16 protein-coding genes and 2 pseudogenes are annotated in these 19,704 nt (G+C 62.3%); 9 read left to right on the plus strand and 9 right to left on the minus strand.

Going from position 1 to position 19,704, the window contains the following annotated elements:
- The first annotated feature begins 34 nt into the window (after positions 1 to 34).
- The 7 genes from ACKWRH_RS45320 (at position 35) to ACKWRH_RS45350 (ending at position 9,154) form a co-directional block, all read left to right on the plus strand.
- On the plus strand, positions 35 to 1,675 hold the full coding sequence (locus tag ACKWRH_RS45320) for a (2,3-dihydroxybenzoyl)adenylate synthase (RefSeq protein WP_445222790.1): 1,641 nt from the start codon (positions 35 to 37) through the stop codon (positions 1,673 to 1,675).
- A gap of 992 nt (positions 1,676 to 2,667) precedes the next feature.
- Positions 2,668 to 4,446: an ABC transporter ATP-binding protein gene (locus ACKWRH_RS45325; RefSeq protein WP_445222791.1), complete on the plus strand. Its 1,779-nt coding sequence runs from the start codon at positions 2,668 to 2,670 to the stop codon at positions 4,444 to 4,446.
- Positions 4,443 to 6,176, plus strand: coding sequence for an ABC transporter ATP-binding protein (locus tag ACKWRH_RS45330; RefSeq protein WP_445222792.1), 1,734 nt, complete (start codon positions 4,443 to 4,445; stop codon positions 6,174 to 6,176). The genes ACKWRH_RS45325 and ACKWRH_RS45330 overlap by 4 nt, the downstream gene beginning before the upstream one ends.
- A gap of 10 nt (positions 6,177 to 6,186) precedes the next feature.
- Positions 6,187 to 6,807 carry a hypothetical protein gene (locus tag ACKWRH_RS45335; protein WP_445222793.1) on the plus strand — a complete coding sequence of 207 codons (621 nt, stop codon included), beginning with the start codon at positions 6,187 to 6,189 and terminating at the stop codon, positions 6,805 to 6,807.
- Positions 6,746 to 7,078, plus strand: coding sequence for an isochorismate lyase (locus tag ACKWRH_RS45340; protein ID WP_445222794.1), 333 nt, complete (start codon positions 6,746 to 6,748; stop codon positions 7,076 to 7,078). Before ACKWRH_RS45335 ends, ACKWRH_RS45340 begins: the two co-directional genes overlap by 62 nt.
- Complete coding sequence (locus tag ACKWRH_RS45345; protein WP_445222795.1) at positions 7,078 to 8,457, plus strand: isochorismate synthase; 1,380 nt, start codon at positions 7,078 to 7,080, stop codon at positions 8,455 to 8,457. The genes ACKWRH_RS45340 and ACKWRH_RS45345 overlap by 1 nt, the downstream gene beginning before the upstream one ends.
- A 25-nt stretch (positions 8,458 to 8,482) precedes the next feature.
- Complete coding sequence (locus ACKWRH_RS45350; RefSeq protein ID WP_445222796.1) at positions 8,483 to 9,154, plus strand: 4'-phosphopantetheinyl transferase superfamily protein; 672 nt, start codon at positions 8,483 to 8,485, stop codon at positions 9,152 to 9,154.
- 336 nt (positions 9,155 to 9,490) lie between these two features.
- Here ACKWRH_RS45350 and ACKWRH_RS45355 read toward each other — a convergent pair.
- The 5 genes and pseudogenes from ACKWRH_RS45355 to ACKWRH_RS45375 all read right to left on the minus strand — a co-directional run.
- Positions 9,491 to 9,625, minus strand: a pseudogene (locus ACKWRH_RS45355) (IS110 family transposase); the annotation flags it as partial.
- A gap of 10 nt (positions 9,626 to 9,635) precedes the next feature.
- A complete protein-coding gene (locus ACKWRH_RS45360; protein WP_445222797.1) occupies positions 9,636 to 10,985 on the minus strand; it encodes an IS5 family transposase in 1,350 nt (449 codons plus the stop codon).
- 598 nt (positions 10,986 to 11,583) lie between these two features.
- Positions 11,584 to 11,796 carry a hypothetical protein gene (locus ACKWRH_RS45365; protein ID WP_445222798.1) on the minus strand — a complete coding sequence of 71 codons (213 nt, stop codon included), beginning with the start codon at positions 11,794 to 11,796 and terminating at the stop codon, positions 11,584 to 11,586.
- A 180-nt stretch (positions 11,797 to 11,976) separates the two neighbouring features.
- Positions 11,977 to 12,300 carry a condensation domain-containing protein gene (locus ACKWRH_RS45370; protein ID WP_445222889.1) on the minus strand — a complete coding sequence of 108 codons (324 nt, stop codon included), beginning with the start codon at positions 12,298 to 12,300 and terminating at the stop codon, positions 11,977 to 11,979.
- Positions 12,261 to 12,746, minus strand: coding sequence for a condensation domain-containing protein (locus tag ACKWRH_RS45375; RefSeq protein ID WP_445222799.1), 486 nt, complete (start codon positions 12,744 to 12,746; stop codon positions 12,261 to 12,263). The genes ACKWRH_RS45370 and ACKWRH_RS45375 overlap by 40 nt, the downstream gene beginning before the upstream one ends.
- A gap of 142 nt (positions 12,747 to 12,888) precedes the next feature.
- Between ACKWRH_RS45375 and istA the strand changes: the two genes are divergently transcribed.
- Together istA and istB are read left to right on the plus strand one after the other, a co-directional pair.
- Complete coding sequence (gene istA / locus ACKWRH_RS45380) at positions 12,889 to 14,427, plus strand: IS21 family transposase (protein WP_445222800.1); 1,539 nt, start codon at positions 12,889 to 12,891, stop codon at positions 14,425 to 14,427.
- A gap of 13 nt (positions 14,428 to 14,440) precedes the next feature.
- Positions 14,441 to 15,091, plus strand: coding sequence for an IS21-like element helper ATPase IstB (istB, locus tag ACKWRH_RS45385; protein WP_445222801.1), 651 nt, complete (start codon positions 14,441 to 14,443; stop codon positions 15,089 to 15,091).
- Here istB and ACKWRH_RS45390 read toward each other — a convergent pair.
- The 4 genes and pseudogenes from ACKWRH_RS45390 to recD2 all read right to left on the minus strand — a co-directional run.
- Positions 15,086 to 15,361: a hypothetical protein gene (locus tag ACKWRH_RS45390; protein ID WP_445222802.1), complete on the minus strand. Its 276-nt coding sequence runs from the start codon at positions 15,359 to 15,361 to the stop codon at positions 15,086 to 15,088. The two genes, istB and ACKWRH_RS45390, sit on opposite strands and share 6 nt — an antisense overlap.
- Before the next feature lie 205 nt (positions 15,362 to 15,566).
- On the minus strand, positions 15,567 to 17,021 hold the full coding sequence (locus ACKWRH_RS45395) for a GntP family permease (protein WP_445222803.1): 1,455 nt from the start codon (positions 17,019 to 17,021) through the stop codon (positions 15,567 to 15,569).
- Positions 17,022 to 17,207, minus strand: a complete 186-nt coding sequence (locus ACKWRH_RS45400) for a hypothetical protein (protein ID WP_445222804.1) — start codon at positions 17,205 to 17,207, stop codon at positions 17,022 to 17,024.
- Between the two features lie 1,223 nt (positions 17,208 to 18,430).
- Positions 18,431 to 19,660, minus strand: a pseudogene (gene recD2 / locus ACKWRH_RS45405) (SF1B family DNA helicase RecD2); the annotation flags it as partial.
- Positions 19,661 to 19,704: the final 44 nt, after the last annotated feature.

Genomic DNA, 19,704 nt, shown 5'->3' on the forward strand with positions numbered 1-19,704 from the left:
AACAAGCCCTTCGCGGACCGTGCTACTGCCCGACATGCGCTATCCGGATGACGTGGGGACCCGCTACCGGCAGCGCGGATACTGGGGCGACGAAATCTTGCCGGATATCGTTCGGGCTTGGGCGAGCCGGCACGGCGAACGAACGGCGCTGCTGACGGCGCGCGATAATTGGGATTTCGTCACGCTGATTGCGCGGGCCGACCGGTTCGGACGCCATCTGGCGTCGTTCGGGGTGTCGGCGGGGGAAGCGGTGGTGCTACAGCATCGCAACGATACCGACTTCATCGTCGCGTTACTGGCCGTGCTGCTGCTCGGCGCGGTGCCCGTGCTCGCGCTGCCGGCGCACCAGCAGCGCGAGGTGACCCATGTGGCCGCACTGGCGACTGCGGTCGCCTATCTCGGCAGTGAACATGCGGGCATCGATACGCTGGCGCTGCAGGACGCCGTGCCGAGCCTTCGCTTTTCACTGCTCGCATCGCCGGATCGCAGGTTTGCGGATTGGCCGGGCGACGCGATTGATCCGTTGCCGCTGCCTGCTGTACGGCCGGATGATGTCGCACTGCTGTTGCTGTCCGGTGGCACGACCGGCATGCCGAAGCTGATTGCCCGCACCCACGCCGACTACATCTACAATTTCCGCGCCAGCGCGGCGCTGTGTGCGGTCACGGCCGAGGACCGCTATTTGGCCGCGCTGCCGATGGCGCACAATTTCCCGCTGGGATGTCCGGGGATACTCGGCACGCTGGAGCAGGGCGGCGTCGTCGTCGTGCCACCGAGCTCGGCACCGGAGGAGGCGTTCGAGACGATTGCGCGTCATCGTGCAACGATGACTGCGCTGGTGCCTTCCCTTGCGGCGCTCTGGCTAGAGGCGGCCGAATGGGAACGGCCCGATCTGTCCTCGATGCGCCTGTTGCAAGTCGGAGGCGCCAAGCTCGATGTCGTCACGGCCAACCAACTGGCGTCCGCATTTCCCTGCCGCCTCCAGCAGGTGTTTGGCATGGCCGAGGGGTTCCTCAATTTCACACGCCTGGACGATCCACCGGACCTGATCGCCGCAACCCAGGGGCGCCCCCTGTGCGACGACGATGAGGTACGAATCGTCGATGACCATGGACAGGATGTCCCCACTGGCGACGTCGGCGAGCTTCTGGTTCGCGGCCCCTATACCATTCGCGGATATTACCGGGCCACGGACTACAATCGTCAGGCCTTCACGCCGGACGGATTCTACCGCAGTGGAGATCGCGTCCGTCGCCTGGCCAACGGCCATCTGATCGTCGAAGGCCGCATCAAGGATGTCATCAACCGGCACGGTGAATCGATTGCGGCGGACGAAATCGAAGCCTGTCTGCGGGATCATCCCGCGGTCCGCGACGCCGCGGTGTTCGCCGATCCGCAGACGGGATACGACGAGGCCGTACATGCTGCCGTCATCAGCGACGATGCCACTCTCACATTGAATGATATTCGCGCGTTTTTCGCAAGCCTGAGCGTGGCTGCTTACAAGTGGCCCGACAGGCTGTCACATGTACGACAATTCCCGCTGACACCGATCGGAAAGGTCGACAAGCGGCAACTTGCTACGTTGCTTCGCGAGCCGACGGCCCGAACCCCGGAGGATATTGTCTCAATTCCGACAGCCATTGCCCGACGCGGCGCGGATTCCGCTCTTTAGGGGCAAAGTAAATCGTTGTGGTTGCCGGATTGCTTGATCTCACTAGAATGTCGTCTCGCGACAATTGGGAAATAGCACCGGTTGCGCATCCGGTGACTATCGGTGAAACACCAATGAGCGTAGCGCGTGGACTTCAATCCGATCAGGCTGCGAATGGCGGTCGAGACTCTCCCTTGAGCCTGGCCGATATCGCGAGCGGATGCGGATACAGCTGCCAGATGTCGGCTGCAACCGATGTGGCGCGGACGCACGACGAGTCGCCGTGGCCGCCAGGTAGCTACCGCCGCGGCGAGAGTTCCCGCATTCTGGTGATCCGGGCTCGCTCGGTCATCGCGACGGGTTGCGAGCTCGCCCAGCATCTCGACGCACATTTGCAGGAAACGACGGCAGGGCCGCTATCCCTGAGCTGCTGCGAACGTGCGCTCGCCCCTGAGCTGTTCTCACCCGGACACACCGGCTTGGTCGGAGGATTGTTGGTCGAGAGCCGTGCGCTGGAATTGCTGGCATGCGTCATCACAGCTCAACAGCCCCAGGGCAAAACCACGAGCTGGGTTTTTCCACGCGATGTCACGAACATCCCACAGGGTTCGCGACAAGCTGCGCGCCAATCTCGCTCACCTCTGCGATCTTGCTCGCAATGTCGGCATAAGTACAAGCACCTTGAAGCGAAAATTCGCGGCCGTCATCGGCCAATCGGTCCTCCAATTCTTAGGCGACAAACGCTCGATCGCGCACGCGCGTCGAAAACGTTGCGTGGCCTTCCGCAGCTCCTCGCAAACGTCTGGCCTCTGGTTTTTGATATCGAGAGAGTCTACTCAAACTGTAGGCCCGAGACACATTCGAAGAGGCTCCCTCGGAGACAGAGATCGACGGACCGGGCATCGGCTATGCGCTTTTGGTCGTTTCCGCTGCGGCGCTTGCGCCGGCCGACTGTCACAGCAGCGGGCGATCAACCGGTGATCGGGCGGACACAGTAATTGGACCGGCGGCGTATGGCATCCGCATTCGATTCCGATGGCGCCGCCTGGCGGCCCGGCACTCATCTGCTCAGGCCAATTCGCGGCTGGCTTGGTCTTGCCATCATCTTGCAAGTGATCTCGTCGGGTCTGGTTCTGGCACCGTTGATCGGGCTCTCCGAGCTGACGTCCGCTCTCTCGGACGACCGCGCGCGCCAGCAAGAGGCCTGGCGGCTGGTGGTGCTTTCCGCTGTATGTCTCGGCAGCGGACTGGCGCTGCGCGGGCTGGCGGAACTTGTCACCCACCTTGCCGACAATGCGTTCGCGCTGGACTTGCGTCGGCGGCTTGCTCGGCGGATCGCGCGGGCGCCTCTCGGCTGGTTCGATGACAATAGCAGCGGGCAGATTAAGCAGGGCGTTCAGGACGACGTCACTGCGATACATCATCTGATCGCCCATTCTTACATCAATCTCGCCAACGCGGTGGCGACCACGCTCTTCGTGTACGGCTATCTGGCGCAAGTCGATTGGCGGATGACCCTAGTGACGTTGCTGCCGCTGCCGGTCTCTTTGCTTTTCTACGGCCGCGTCATGGCCGCAACCAGCAGCCAGAAGATGGCCCAATACGGCGCCGCGCTGGCGCAGGTCAATCACTCGGTGATCGAGTTTGTGCAGGGGATTCCGCTGGTCAAGATCTTCGGACAGCAAGGGCAGGCTCATCGAGCCTATCACACGGCAGTGGGTGACTTCCTCTCGTTCTTTCTCGCCTGGGTGTGTCCTCTGATCCGGCCGGAGACCTTGTCGTCGCTGATGATCGCTCCGATCACCTTGCTGTTCTTGGTGCTGACATGCGGAACGCTTGCCGTCGGTCAGGGCTGGCTGCAAGGAACCCAGTTGCTGCCTTTCGCTGTTCTGGGCCTCGGCATCTCGATCCCGATCGCAGCGTTGAGCAGCGGCGCGCAGTCGCTTCAGCTCAGTCGGAGCGCTTTTGCCCGTCTGTCAGGACTGCTGGGTATCCCGCAACAGCAGGAGCTCGATGCGAGGCTGCAACCGGACGGCAGCGCGGTCAGTTTTGAACATGTGACCTTCTCGTTTGACGGAGTCCGCTCGATTCTGAATGACGTGTCGCTAGCGCTGCAGCCGGGAACGGTGACGGCCCTGGTCGGTCGCTCGGGCTCAGGGAAGTCGACGCTGGCGAAGCTGCTGCTGCGTTTTTATACGCTTGAAAGCGGTCGAATCATGCTCGGCGGGCGCGACATCGCCACGATCCATTCCAGCAACCTGTACCGGCATGTCGGTTTCGTCTTTCAAGACGTGCAGCTGCTTCGCATGAGCGTACGGGACAATATCGCGCTGGGGCGGCTGGATGCCAGCGACCAGGAGATCGAAGCGGCCGCGACTGCCGCCAATATCCATCACCGCATCCTGCAACTGCCGCGCAGCTATCAATCGGTCTACGGAGAAGACGCGCAGTTCTCCGGCGGCGAGGCGCAACGCCTGAGCATCGCACGAGCGTTGCTGCTGAATCCGCCGGTTCTGGTGCTGGATGAAGCCACCGCCCAAGCCGATGTCGAGGCCGAGGCTGCGATCCAGACCGCGCTTTCGGCTCTGTTGGTAGGCCGAGATCGTGCCCGAACCGTCCTCGTGATCGCGCACAGTCTCAAGAGCGTGGTTAATGCAGACCTGATTGCCGTGCTGGACGACGGCCGTATCGTCGAGACGGGGCATCATCAGGCGCTTCTGGCCCGCGACGGATCCTATGCACACATGTGGCGGGCTCAGAACCCGGGCCCTCAACAGGAGACGGACGAATGATGATCGTTCGACGGTTGACCAGGCTTCTAGGAGCGGACAATGAACCGCTGCTGCGGCGCTATCTCTGGCTGACGCTGGTCTGCTGCATCGTGCAGGGTTTCACGTTTGTAGTGGTCGTGCCAATCATCCGGGCGCTCTTGGTCGGCGATGCGCGCGGTGCGGCGCGATGGTTGCCGCTGCTGGCCCTCGGCACCGTCATGACGTGGCTCCTGAGCTATGCGGCGACGATCCGCGGCTTTCAGGTTGCGATCAAGCTGCTGGAAACCCTGCGCCATCGCATCGGCGACCACGTCGTCTCGCTGCCGCTTGGCTGGTTCACCCCGCAGAACTCCGGCCGTCTCGGGCTGATCTTGAACCAAGGTGTGATGGACGTCGTTGGACTACCCGCTCGACAGTTAACTCCGCTGATGCGCGCTACCGTGACGCCCCTGGTGGTCGTGGTGATGATGACCTTCTTCGACTGGCGCTTGGCAGCAATGGCGGCCGTGATCTTTCCCGGGGTGGCACTGATCTACCGGTGGGCGGAACGTCTGGGCCGCGCTACCGACCGGGCCGTCGCCGCCGCTACCGCCGAGGCGGCAGAGCGCATGGTCGAGTTTGCTCAGAACCAGGTTGTGTTGCGGGCCTATGGTTGCAGCGATCTCGGTTACGCGCTGTTCGACGCGGCACTGCTCGCGCAAAGCCGCGCCAGCCGGCGGCAGTTGTGGCTGGTGCTGCCGCCGCTGCTGGCCAATTCTTGGCTGGCTCAGCTCAGTTTCCTGATGCTGATGGTCAGTATCACGTGGCTGGCGATCGGCGGAGATCCGCAGCATCTGCCGACACAGATCGCGATGCTGGTGCTGATCAACCGCGTGGTCGATCCGCTGACCGAGGTCGCGACCCACGGCACCGGCATTCGCATGGCAACGACGCACATGGAGACGGTGGAGACCATCTTGATGACCGAACCGTTGCCACGGCTCGGTCCGGTTGCGGCGTCGCCCGATACTTGCGACATAGAGTTGGATCAGGTCAGCTTCAGCTATCGGCCCGGAATGCCGGTGCTTGACACTATCGACCTGAAGCTGCCTGCAAATACCACCACCGCTCTGCTTGGAGTGTCGGGGTCCGGCAAGTCCACCATACTTCAGCTGATTACGCGGTTTCACGATCCCGACAGCGGCACCGTCCGCATCGGTGGCATAGATCTGCGCCGGCTCGAAACCGCGGAGTTGATGCGGATCATCTCTCCAGTCTTTCAGGACACCTACCTGTTCTCCGGAACCCTGCGCGAGAATGTCCTGCTCGGCCGGCCCGCCGCGAGCGAACAGGAGCTGGAGCGGGTGGTGAAGCTGGCGCGGCTTGATGAAGTCATCGAGCGGCTGCCCGGAAGGTGGGAGAGCCCGGTCGGCGAGCGTGGAAGGCTATTGTCTGGAGGCGAGCGCCAGCGGGTGTGTATAGCGCGGGCCCTGCTCAAGGACGCGCCGATCATGCTGCTGGATGAAGCGGCGAGCGGGCTCGACGGCGAGAATCAGTTGACGGTCTGCGAGGGCCTGCGCATGCTGCATGGCCGCAAGACGCTTCTGGTCATCACGCACCAGCTCGATGCTATCCGGAACGCGGATCGGATCGTGGTGCTCGACAACCATCGCATCGTCGAACAGGGCACCCACCCGCAGTTGCTGGCTGCCGATGGACGCTATGCGACATTCTGGCGCGCGCGTTCGGCATCGGCAGGCTGGCGGCTGTAGGGCACCGGTCATGAATCGCCTGAAGACAGGAGCCGCTATGCCTCCACTTCTTAATAGCCGTGCCTGCGCCGAGGAGTGGCCACTACCAAACACCGATCTGACGAATCTCGATCTGTTCACCGGCGGCTTTCCGCATCCGCGGTTCATCACATTGCGCGAGCACAAGGCGCCGCTTTTCCACCCGGCGATCGCGCTGACACTGGAAAAGATCCTGCGCTGGACTTCGCCAAAACCTACAATCGCCGCGCCGCCCCTCCCGATGTGGAGATCAGCCAATAGCGATGATGCGATTTTCGAGCAGGCGTTCGAATTCGATGTCGGCCGACCGATTAATCCGCATCTGGCATTCGGCAGCCACGGCTGTCTCGGTGCGCAGCTGGCGAGGCTCGTCGTGCTGAATGCCCTCCAGGACCGCGTCAACGGCATCGACTCGCCGGTGACATGGAGTGGGTGCGGAGCAGCAAGCATACCAGTATCCGGCGCTTCCGCGGGCATCGCCATAATTGACCCGCCGCAATGCCGCGGTCGGCGCGACCAAGAGCCGTCTCTGATCTCCATGGAGGATTCCAATGCGGTCACCGAAGGCGCCGGATTGCTGTCAAAACCTCTGCGACATCCGCGAGGGACTTGACGAGCTGGATCGGCAGATCGTCTCAATTCTGAGGCAGCGCATGTCTTACGTCAAAGCTGCGGCGCGATTCAAGCCGACCGACGAAAGCATTTCCGCCCCTGAACGTGTCGCCGTGATGCTCGCCGATCGGCGAGCCTGGGCCGACGCTGCCGGGCTGCCGGCGGACGGTGTTGAGATGCTGTTTGAGCACCTGATCCGGTGGTTCATCGAGCAGCAGGTTCTGCATTGGCGGGCGCTGCACGGCGTTGCGGATCGATCGGGAGCATTGTGATGATATTGCAGCTGAATCCCTCCGATCTGCTGCGATGCCTGATGGAGGCGCAGTGCCGCGCCGGAGAGCACCGTTCGCGGGTTCTGGCGTCGTATTCGGTGCCGTGGACCTCCGACGATCATGTCGGATTGTTCGCATCCAATCGGTTGTTCGAATCGCCGGCGACGCTGTGGGCGGTTCCCCGGCGCGAGCTTGCCCTGCTCGAACTGGGTTGCGCCCATGAATTCCGGGGCAGGGCCGGGGCTCCGTGGGCCGCCATTCAGCAACAGTGGCAGCGTCTGATGGAAGGAGCCGTTATCCACGGTGACCACCGCCCGGTGCTGTGCGGCGGCTTCGCCTTTGATCGGCTTTGCCCGCGCCGGTCTCGATGGCGAGATTTTCCGATGGCCGCGCTCACCTTGGCGCGCTTCTGTTTGTTCCGGCGCGGCAGCGCGACGCGGCTCGTTATCAACACGCTGGTGACAGCGACGTCAGATTGCGCCGCGCTGGCCAACGGCGCGGTTGCGAACTGGGCTAGGATCGTGTCTCGTCGATCGCCTGCACCGCGGGTCGCCGCGCTCCGGGAACCGCTGGAGCCCGACATCGCCGCCGATACCTGGAAGCGCAAGGTGGCGGCTGCTATCGAGCGCATCCGCGCCGGTGCGATGGATAAGGTGGTGCTGGCGCGGACAAGGACCGTGCCGCTCACCGTTTCCGTCGAGGATATTCTCTCCAGCTTGTCGGAGACCCATCCCGACGCCTACCTGTTTGCATTCGCCCGCCACGACGCCTGTTTCCTGGGAGCATCGCCGGAACGCCTGATCGAGTTCAGCGACGGCCGCCTGTCGACATGGGCCTTGGCTGGTAGCGCGCCGCGCAGCGCGGTCCCGACCGAGGACACGCGCCTCGGAGTAGAGTTGTTGCGCAGCACCAAGGACCGTCACGAGCATGCGCTCGTGGTGCATGAGCTTCGATCTGTTCTTATCCGCTACTGCAGGCGGTTGCAGATTGCCGAAGAACCGCGATTGTGCAAGCTGCCTCACGTGCAACACCTGATAACGCCAATCGAGGGGCAGGCGCACGATGGTCTGCAACTGCTCGCAGTGATCGAGCAGCTTCATCCGAGCCCTGCGGTCGGTGGCCTGCCGCGTGCGGGGGCGCTTGCGTACATCCGGGAACAGGAAGAACTGGATCGCGGCTGGTATGCCGGCCCCGTCGGCTGGATCGATGACCGGGGAGAGGGTGAGTTTGCCGTCGCGTTGCGTTCGGCGCTGTTGCGTGGAGGATGCGCCGCGCTATTTGCAGGCTGTGGGATCGTGGATGACTCTTCTCCCGACGACGAGTATCGGGAGACCGAGGTGAAGATGCGGACGATGGCGTCGGCACTGAACGGCCAGTGATCTGTGTCCCGGCTCTACAAACAAAATGGCCGTTCTGACAGTCTTCTCTGCCGACCTTGACGACCCATCGCTAAGCGCTGCGTCAGTCACGGGCTGTCTCGATGCGGTGGAGCGGACAAGGGCCGGCCGGTTTGCGAGGCGCCAACTGGCGCGGCGGTTCGTGGCAGGGCGTGTGATTATGCGCCATGCGCTAGGACGTCTGCGCGGGGTGCGGCCCGCCGACGTCGCGATAACCTACAATGTCTGGGGCAAGCCTGAGGTCGCCGGAGGTCCTTTCTTCAATCTCTCGCATACCGGCCGGACCGCACTCTTCGCCGTCGATGAGCTGGCGCCGATCGGCGTGGATATCGAAGTCGAGGATCCAGCCGCAGAACAGGGGTGGTTCGACGCAATCCTGTCTGCTCGGGAGAGAGCGGAGTTCGACGCGGGAGATCGTGCAGTATCGGCTTTGCTTCGTTTGTGGGTGCGCAAGGAGGCCATTGTAAAAGCCATTGGATGTGGTTTCTCGCTGGCCGCCGATGCGCTGGATATCGGGCTGCGCGAGGTCGACGTACGCAATTGGCGACCAATAGAGATCGGCGTAAACGGCGTGTCGAGCCCGTTGGTCCTGCTCGATCTATCGGGCCCTGAGATCGCGGCGCTTGTCAGAATGGGCGGTCCTTCCGCGCACATCCTTCGCACAGCGTTTGTGCCTTAGCCTGATTGCCAGTAGGATCGCGCACATTGGCCTTCGTGAAGCCGAGCTTGCACCCATATGTGGAACGGTCCGCGTGGCAAGAGCTTTTTCAGTCGATTTCACATATTGGAACGGTGCGGTCATATGTCCGGCCTTTGCGCGCGGCGCATGGCCGCTGGCCTCGATGAGATCCGCGGAACGAGGAGCAAAATCAAGTTTACGCGCTTGAGCGCATTGGGGCAGTAGCTTCACTTCACTTGTTTCGGGATTTCGTCCCATGGGTTCATCGCCTGTTGTTGCACCTTGCCCTCTGACGGGCCTGCGCCGGTCAGATCGTTTGCCGGTCACTGGCCTACATCAGAGGGCGACCGCGGTAATCGCCACTGGGGCGGGACGCCGATAAATTCCGCCCTTGTTCAGAAGCGCCCAGATGATCCGCGCTGTCTTATTGGCCTGCGCGACAGCGGCAACCTTGAAGGGTCGTCCGTGAAGAACGCCGATTTTAGCTGGTGACGAGCTGAAGTCGAACCGAGAGCGGGGCGAGGATTTGGGGCAGCAAGAGAGCAAGCCACCGGATCAGACGGCGGAAGTTGTAGCCGACGGCGGCGAGGATGGCATTGGTGGCGTCGCCCTCGCGATGCCAGAGATAGTTGCGGCCCATGCGGTGCTCGGATTTGAGATGGCCGATGACCGGCTCGACGGCGGAACGCCGGCGCAGCTCGCGTTTGATCTTTGGCGTCACCCGCCGCTTCTGACCTGAGATGAACACCCTGAACTTGTAGTCGGGTGGCGCATTGTGGCCGCGATAGCCTCTGTCGAGAACAAGACGCTCGATGATGTTGCCGATCAGCGCCTCCATGTCCGGGATGACGGTTTTGAGCGTATGGCCGTCATAGGGGTTGCCGGGCAGCGCCTTCACATGGGTCACGAACTGGCCGCCTCTGGCGTGCGATAGCGTCGTGGCAACGGAGACCTTGACCCCGAACTCGTAGGGCCGGTGCGCCTTGCCCTTGCCGATGCATTCCACCTCAGGCGCGTGCAGCGAATAAACCTTCGGTCCACGCTGGTGCTGCTTCTGTTCAAGCACCCGTCGCGCCCGCGCCAGCATGGGCTCCAACGCGATCCCACCGAGCAAGTCGACGTTGCCTTCAAGCTTGCGGCCGATGTCGCGGATGACGCGACCGAGATAGGTTTTGAGCGTCTTCAAGGCCCGGTTGGCGCGCTTGAACTGCTTGGCATGGGCATAGCGCTGGTGCTTGATCAGCGCGAACTTGCCGACCCGCCCATAGGACTGACGCAGCGTGATGCCGGCGCCCTTGGTGAGCCGCACCAGGATCTCGCGGGCGCGGTTCAGAAGTCGCGCGTCGGTCGGGAACATCACGTTCTTGGGCTGCACCGTGGTGTCGATGATGACGCGATTGAGATCGGACGACTTGATCGCCTCGGTCTTGGTGGCGACCGCAAGGCTTTCCTGGAGCAGGGCTTGCAGCTTCTCCTCGCCCATGCGCTGGCGCCAGCGCGTCAGTGAGGAGCGATCGAACACCAGGCGGTGCTGGAAGAACTCTTCGCCGCAGAAGAACTGGTAATAGGGGTTCTCCACCCAGCGCTCGCACAACACCTCGTCGGAGAGGTCGTAGGTGTGCTTGAGAATGGCAAGTCCTGCCATTAGCCGCGTCGGCAGCGGCGGCCGGCCCGGCTTGTCCTCATAGACCGCCCCGAGCCGCTGCTCGAGGAACGACCAGTCGATCGTCCGCGAAAGCTTTACCAGCGGGTGGCCCATATCGATGATCGCGTCCAGCCGGGAGCGCAGAAGATCGGCCTGCCCGCTGTCGCGTCGTTCCTTTGGCTTCATCGTCCCCTCCGATGTCACCACGGAATCACAACGCGCGATTCGACGGAATCCTGAAAATGAAATTGCAAGCTTTTGGGCCCTCAAGGCCCGAAAGCTTGCAATCTCAAACCTCGCTCCGCTCCAGAAATCGACTCCCGCTCAATGGCTTGGCAGGTTCTTCACGGACGACTGAAGGGCCGTCTCCCGGCAAGCTCCATGTGGTCCAAGTCGAGACCATCACGCCGGACCTCAAGAAGGCGGGCCGCGTCGGAGCCCGGCTTTGCGGCTACGCTACCAACATGTGTCTCGCCATCATTGACATCGACAAGTGACGGCGCGGCCCCGCTTCCGATCATACGCTACAATTTCTGCGTTCCGATCAGCAAGGACAGCGTGCTCTACAAATCACCGAGCGGCCGCCCGCTCCTCGAACAGCGCCGCAATGCCGCGCTCGCGCGGATAGGCCCGTTCCGTTGCGTTGAACTCCATCAGCGCCGCGCGCTCTGGCGCCATCCAGCAGCGGCAGCGCCGCGATCGCCCGCGACGGATCGGCGATATGACTGTCGGACGAGCCCGGCAGGCCCCTTCGATTCCTCGGGAATGACGAAATCGGACAGCCTCATGATTCGCTCCAGGCTATAGGCGATTTGGCGAATTTTTCGAGAGCGGCCAAATAACGATCGACCGTCGATGCCGCGAACAGCGAATTGTCATACTCGAACATCAGGCCGATCCCTTCGTCCGCATGATCGACAACGTTCAGGCAGAGCTCGGCCTTTGCGAACGGAAACTCGAAGTCCATCGACTCGCGCGGGCGCAGCAACGCCCCCATGTATTGCTTCCAACGTCGCCGCCACCTTGAAACGTATAGATCACGTCCAGGAACGGACGCACCACGTCGCCTCCCGCCCGATCGACATGGCGCACAAGCAAATTGAAGGATAGCTGGCATGATCGAGTGCCTCCTGTACCTTTTGCGGTCACCTGCGCCAGCAATTCGCTGAATGCCATTTCAGCCGTGACCTGGGTGCGGATCGGCGGGACATTCACGAAAAAGCCTATTCAGGCCTTCGATTTCAGGATGGTTGCGATTGGCGAAAATCATGCCGAGGCACATGTCCTCCTGACGGGTCGCACGGTGCAGGAGCAGCTTGAACAGCGCGAGCAGGACGTTCGACACCGGCGTGCTGTGGCGGAGCGCCAATCGGCGCAGCCCGTCCGCGACAACGGGGGCGAGATTCCGCTCGCGCCGGCTGCCGCGCATCAATCCTGCATCGGACGGTGCAAAATCGTGCTTCAGCGCGATGCGCGTCGGCGCACCGGCGAGATTCGCCAGCCAATAATGCTCCTCCCGCTCAAACTTGCGCGCCGAATCCCAGAATCCTTGTACTGGATACGAAGCGGCGCGAGAGGGCTTGATCGTCCGTGCCGGACCGCATCGTAGAGCACGGACAACTCGCGATGGAGCAAACCGCGCGACCAGCCATCGCCGACGATGTGGTGCATGACGATAATAAGAACGTCGCGCGAGGCCGGCTGCCGCACCACGGTGAAGCGAACCAGGGGCGGCACGGCGAGGTCGAATGGTGCGCTTGCCTCAGCGTCTATGATGGTCTGCATCTTCTCTGGGACGGCAGTCGCGTTGGTCAAATCCTCTTCTCGCAGCGCGATTTGAGGCTGATCGAGAACGGACTGCCGCAGTTCGCCATCCACGCTGTTCTGGCCAGGGTGCGCGTTCCAGCCGATCGTGATCACCGATTCCAGGCCATCGTGATCACCCATTCCAGAGCATCGTGATCACCGTTTCCAGCCGATCGTGATCGCTATTTCCAGCGATCGTGATCGGGGACAACCAGGAGGCGTCCACCGCTGACAGTCTGCAACCGGGGTAGCTCGGTCTTTTGCCCAACAGCAGAGGATCGAGATGCCGACAGAGAGACTGTCCATGCGCCACATTCGCGAAGTTCTACGCCTGCACTACAGCGTCGGCATGTCGCAACGCGCCGTTGCCCGCAGCCTCGGTCTGGCCCAGGGCACCGTCAGCAAGTACGTGAACCGAGCCCGCCGCGCCGGCCTGACCTGGCCGTTGCCAACGGAGTTGGATGACGACGTCCAGCTCGAGAACCGCTTGTTTCCGCCGCCTTCCAATCGGCCCAGCGACGAGCGTCCGCATCCGGACTGGGCGCTCGTGCATCGCGAGCTGCGGCGCCCGAACGTCACGCTGATGCTGTTGTGGGAGGAGTATTGCGACGCAAACTCCGACAGCTTCAGCTATGCGTGGTTCTGCGAACGCTACAGGGAATGGGCCGGCCGTCTCAAGCCAACCCTGCGCCAGGTTCATGTCGCCGGCGAGAAGCTGTTCGTCGACTATTCCGGCCACACCATGGAGGTGGTTGACGGGCTCACCGGTGAGGTGCGCAGCGCGCAGATCTTCGTCGCCGTGCTCGGCGCCTCGAACTACATCTACGCCGAGGCCAGCCTCACCCAGAGCCTGCCGGACTGGATCGCCTCGCACGTTCGGGCCTTTGCCTTTTTCGGCGGCGTGGCCCGGCAGACGGTGAGCGACAACTTGAAGGCCGGCATCACCCGGGCCTGCTTTCACGAGCCGATGGTCAACCGGACCTATGCCGATCTCGCCCGCCATTACCGCACCGCCATCGTGCCGGCACGGCCGTATCGGCCGCGCGACAAAGCCAAGGTCGAAGTCGGGGTCCAAATCGTCGGGCGATGGATCCTGGCGCGCCTGCGCAACCGCCGCTTCTTCTCGCTCGCCGCCCTCAACGAGGCGATCCACGCGCTCCTTGTCGAGCTGAACAATCGACCGCTGCGCAGCTGGGGACGAAGTCGGCGCGACCTGTTCGAGGAGCTCGATCGCCCGGCGCTGACCCCATTGCCGGATGAGCCGTACGAGTATGCCGAGTGGAAGCGCTGCAGGGTCAACCTCGATTATCACGTCGAGATTGCCAAGCATTACTACAGCGTTCCTCACAACCTCGTGCATCAGGAGGTCGAGACCCGCATCACCCAAAAGACCGTCGAGATTTTCCTCCGCGGCAAGCGCGTGGCCTCGCATCTGCGCAGCACCTTGCCGCATCGCCCGACGACGATTCCCGAGCATATGCCGAGCTCACATCGCCGCTATCGCGACTGGACCCATGAGCGCATTCGTTCCGAAGCCGCCAAGGTCGGCCCCGACGCCGACACCCTGATCGACGTCATCTTGCGGTCGCGGCCGCATCCGGAACAGGGCTTCCGCTCCGCGATCGGCATTCTCGGGCTGGTCAAGCGCTATGGCCAGGAGCGCGTCGACGCCGCCTGCGCCCGTGCCCTTCTGCTCAACGCCCGTTCCTACAAATCGGTCGCCGCCATCCTCAAGAACGGCACCGACAGAACCGCGCCTCCCGCCGAGGAGGCGCCCATCCTCTTCCACGCCAACATCCGTGACCGCAGCTACTACAACTGATCAGGAGATCATCGTGCTCATTCACCCCACTGTCGATCGCTTGCGCTCCCTCGGCCTCGCCGCCATGGCCGATACCCTCGTCGAACTGCAGAACAATCCCGAGGCGGCCGAGATGCCGCACGCCGATTGGCTCGGCCTCCTCGTGGATCGCGAGGTCACCGCCCGCGACAACCGCCGCCTCACGCGCCGCTTGAGCAGTGCCAAACTCCGTCAAGCTGCCGCCATCGAGAACGTCGACTATCGCACCGCGCGCGGCCTCGACCGTTCGCTCTTCCAGAACCTCGCCACCAGCCAATGGATCCGTGATGCCAACCACCTGGTCATTGTCGGCCCAACCGGCACCGGCAAGTCCTGGCTTGCCTGTGCGCTCGGCAACAAAGCCTGCCGCGACGGCTTCTCCGTCCTCTACAAGCGAACATCCCGCCTGTTCGCCGACCTCGCCCAGGCGCGCGGCGAGGGCCGTCTGGCGCGCCTGATCGCCGCGCTCGAGCGCGTCAATCTCCTTATCCTCGACGACTGGGGACCTGAACCGCTCACCGCCGACCAGCGTCGTGATCTGCTCGAGATCGTCGATGATCGCTACGACAAGGGATCCTTGTTGATCACAAGTCAGGTCCCCGTGTCGCAATGGCATGACGTCATTGCCGAGCCGATGACTTCATGATGCCTCCTTCTTCGAACGCTTGGTGCGTCGTACCCGATTGCGAAGCTGACTGATTTGTTCGTTTGAGAGTTCGATCTGCCATGGCTGGCCTTTGGCTAACTGACGACCTGCCAGCAATCCGCGCGCGAGATAATCGAACACCGTTTGCGCGGTTACGCCAAGCGCAGCCGCTGCGCCCTGAATCGAGAAGCTACCGTCGGGCCAGCGCATCGGATTCTTGTCCACGCCGTTGAGTTTGACGGTGGGAATGCCCCAGCGGGTACGCAACACCCAGACGTTCTTGCCTTTAAACGCACAACCTCGGGCTGTGTTTCGGCGTGGGGTCTCGACCATGATCGGCGTAGGGGCCCCGTCATCTCAAATCAATGAAATCAACAGCCTGAAAGGGTCTCGACGACGCCGATGGGGGTCAATGTTCGATCAGCATTCACAGTCGCGATCAAGAAGCCTGCGTCGTGACAAAGCAGGTACCCATTCAAAATGATCCCACTCCGCCGCCCAGCATGATCACGACGGCCAACGCGACGACCGACGGAACGATGCCGACCATGAAAATGTCGAAGTAGCTGTCGTGATGGGTCATGCCGCAGATCGAGAGCAGGCTGACCACTGCGCCGTTATGCGGCAAAATGTCAAGCGTGCCTGAGCCGATCACCGCGACACGATGCATCAGAGCGGGGTCGATGCCAGTTTGCGCCGCGATCTCGGCATAAGTCTGGCCGAGTGCGTCGAGCGCAATCGTGAGGCCGCCCGACGCCGAGCCGGTCAGCGCCGCCAGGACATTCGTTGCAACCGCGAGAGAAACAAGGGGGCCGCCCTCGATTGCCAGCACCCAGTCGCGCACGGCTGCGAATGCGGGCAGCGCTGCAATGACAGCGCCGAAGCCGACCAGACTTGCAACGCTCAGCGCCGGCAGTACGGACGCATTCGCGCCGGCATCCATGGTCTGCCGAAGCGCCGGCAGCCGAGGCCAGTTGAGAACCATGACGGTTATGATGGCAGCGGTCAACGCGATCGCAACCGACCAGACGCCGGCGACGGCTGAAATCGATGTGCCGCCCCAGCGCTCGTCGGCAAGGTAGGAGAAATCAAGCCTCGGCAACACGCCAAGCGACATCAGAAGATTGACGGCGACGACGACCACCAGTGGCAGGATGGCGTTCAGTGCAGGCGGTGGCGCCTTGCTGCGGCGTCCATGCCGGATCTCTGCAGGATCGAACTCGCGGGCGGTGGTCGCACGTTCACGTAACAGCTCATCATCCGGCGTGCCCTCGGTTGCCGCCGGTGCCTCCTCGCCATAACCTTCGCCGGCGGCGCGGGCGGCCCCCTCAGCCCGTCGCAGCCACCACAGGCCGATACCGAGCATGACAAGGGATGCAACGATGCCGTGGCCGGGCGCCGCAAAGGGCGTCGTGCCGAAGAATGGCATCGGGATCACGTTCTGGATCGACGGCGTTCCCGGCAACGCCGACATGGTGAAGCTTGAGGTGCCCAGCACGACGGTCGCCGGCAGCAGGCGGCGGGGAATTGAGGCGGCACGGAACAGCGATTGCGCCATCGGGACGATGACGAAGAAGGCGACGAACAGGCTTACCCCGCCATAGGTGACGAGCGCCCCCGCCAGCACGACGGCAAGGATCGCGCGGCGCTCGCCGAAGCATCTCGTCATGAAGGCAGCCACGGAGGCGACTGCGCCGCAGTCATCCATCAGCTTGCCAAAGATGGCGCCGAGCAGGAAGATCGGAAAGAACTGCGCCAGGAAGTTGGCGGCGCTCACCATGAAATTCTGGGTCCAGTTGGCAAGCAACGGCTGTGCGCCGAACGCGGCCGCCACCAGCGCCGCGATCGGCGCGAGCAGCAGGACGCTCCAGCCACGAAACGCAAAGAAAATGAGCAGCGAAAGCCCAACGAGGATGCCCAGCAGTCCCATTCAGCACTCCGTGAGCAGGCTGTTCAGGAGCGGGATATCCAGATCGGCCGTCGAGCGCTTGCCGATATCCGTGCCGAAAGCGTCAATGAACTCGCTTGCTGCGAGCCATCCTTCCGGGCGCATCTCCGGATTTTGGATCAGCCCGGTGTCTTGCAGCGGTTTTTCCGTCGACGAGCAGCAGACCAAGCGCGCCCTCGCTGACCGAACCGAGCTTACGGAGATAAGGACTGGCGGACCCGACAGCGCCAACGGCTCGGCGGATTAACTCGTCTGCATTCAAGTTCATTTTGCCTCGCTATGGCGGATTCGACTGCCTTAAGCAGGTCTTCTGCCATCGGGCTCTACAAGAGCTGCTTATTCTCTCGAATGAGATTGATCTCCGCCACCCGCAAATTCTTGTAGTTGACCAACGTCGCGTTCTCCGGGCCTGAATCGATTTCAGGCCTGCACTGGCAGTCATGAGCACAATCAAGACTGGGAGACAGCTGAAGCGATGTCGCCACTACAAGCAATTGTCAGCTGGCTGGAGCTGGTGATGAATTCGTTGTCCGATTGGCGGCAGACTCAGGGGGCGGCGCAATTTCATGCACCGATAACGCGGAGTGCGTTGTGCTGACGTCGGGTCGACCTGACCATCCTCTCCGGAATAATAATGTGAGGGAAGCCCATTGTTTTTCATTCAGCCGAAGTCTTCCACTTCACGTGCACCATCTGGAAATGATCAGCACCTCTGCCAGCAATCCACCATCAAATCTGCCAGCATCCCAGATTCGGTGACGACATCTCGAATATTCGCTGGGGCACGCAGCTCTATTAATCGGCGAGCAGTCCTGCGGATCACAGCGGTTGCGGTCTTCGCGTGGCTCTTCGTGCGGCCAGGCCCGAGCGGTTCCCGATTAGCGAAAGCCAGCGCTCCAGCAAGCAGAGCGCTCGTCAATCCGGCCGCTCCTGATGATTTAGACACAAGTTACAGCTCCGTTAACGCTCACTCATTCCCGGCCGGACATTGTCGCGTGACGGACTTGGAGTTCAAAAGTGTCGAGTTGGGCTCGAACTATGCAGACGTTGTTTACAGATTTGGCTGCGCAGGCACTCTCATGTCAAGCGAGATCCAGGAGGGCATCAAGTTTCAGGTGTTTACGTGGAACGACGGGCAGGTCCTGGTGCTCTTCGCCAACGGAAGTCTTCTGATCGCATCACAGTCCGGCTCCTAATGCGAGATTCTGTGACGTAGCGAGCATTTTTTCTGCGGATTGGACGCAAAATGCGGGAGGCGGGCATCGCCAGATGCTCATGCAATAAGTGGGGGAGCCGTCCATGCTGTGATTGTTGTCGTCATCGCCGACCCATCTCGAATTCGCGCTGGCAGGTTGACGATGGTCGGCTCTGTTGCGGATCGCGCGCCGAGATCAAATGATTGTGCCAATCGGCGCATGGTCGGATGAAGCCTCGCGCAGCCACTCGGCGAGCTTGGACCACCGTCGCCGCCCGGAAACATTCCGTACCGCGATGGCAACGGCCTTCTTCTGTCCAACCAGAACGACCAGCTTCTTGCCGCGGGTGACGCCGGTGTAGAGCAGGTTACGTTGAAGCATCGCGTAGTGCTGGGTCATGATCGGAATCACGACGGCGGGGTATTCCGATCCCTGGCTCTTGTGAATCGTCGCCGCATAGGCCGGGGCCAGAATGTCGAGTTCGCCGAATTCGTAAGCAACAATGCGGCCATCGAATTCTGCGGTGAGCTCACCTTCGGCAGAATCGACGTCGACCACCGTGCCTATATCGCCGTTGTGGACCTCCTTATCGTAATCGTTCTCGATCTGCATAACCTTGTCGCCAGGGGCGAAGGTCCAGCCAAACCGTTCGACCTTGCGCTCGCCGGCAGGGTTGAGAGCGGCCTTCAATTCGACGTTCAGAGATCGGGCGCCGACACCGCCCCGGTTCATCGGACACAGGATCTGGATGTCACGAATCGGATTGAGGCCAAATCGCTTGGGCGTGCGGGCTTTCACGAGCTCGATGATGCGAGCAACGACCTTCTCTGGTTCATCGGCCTGGACGAAGTAGAAGTCGCTTTCGCCTTCCGGCGGACTGAGATCGGGGATTGCGCCCTGATTGATGCGATGGGCGCTGACAATGATCCGGCTCTGAGCGGCCTGCCGGAAAACCTCGGTGAGCCGTACCACCGGCACGGCGCCGGAGAAAATGATGTCGGCCAGCACCTGGCCGGGACCGACCGAAGGCAGCTGATCGATGTCGCCGACGATCAACATGGCGGCCCCGTCCGGAACTGCCTTCAGCAACGCCCGCATCAGCATGGTGTCGACCATCGAGGCCTCGTCGACGACCAAGAGGTCGCAGTCGAGCAGGTTGTTCTCGCCGCGTTTGAAGCCACCTGTCTTGGGGTCGACTTCGAGCAGGCGGTGAATGGTCTTGGCCTCGAAGCCGGTCGCCTCGGTCATGCGCTTGGCGGCGCGGCCAGTCGGCGCACACAGCAGCAGGTTGGTGCCCTTCGCCGCCAGGATATTCAGGATGCCTTTGACGATCGTGGTCTTGCCCACCCCGGGTCCGCCGGTCATGACCACGACCTTGGATATCAGGGCGAGGCGAACCGCGGCGACCTGGCTTTCCGCGAAGGACTGAAATGGACCCCGATTTTGGGACCGGAGGCTTAGTTGGAAAA

Source organism: Bradyrhizobium sp. Pa8 (assembly GCF_052588265.1).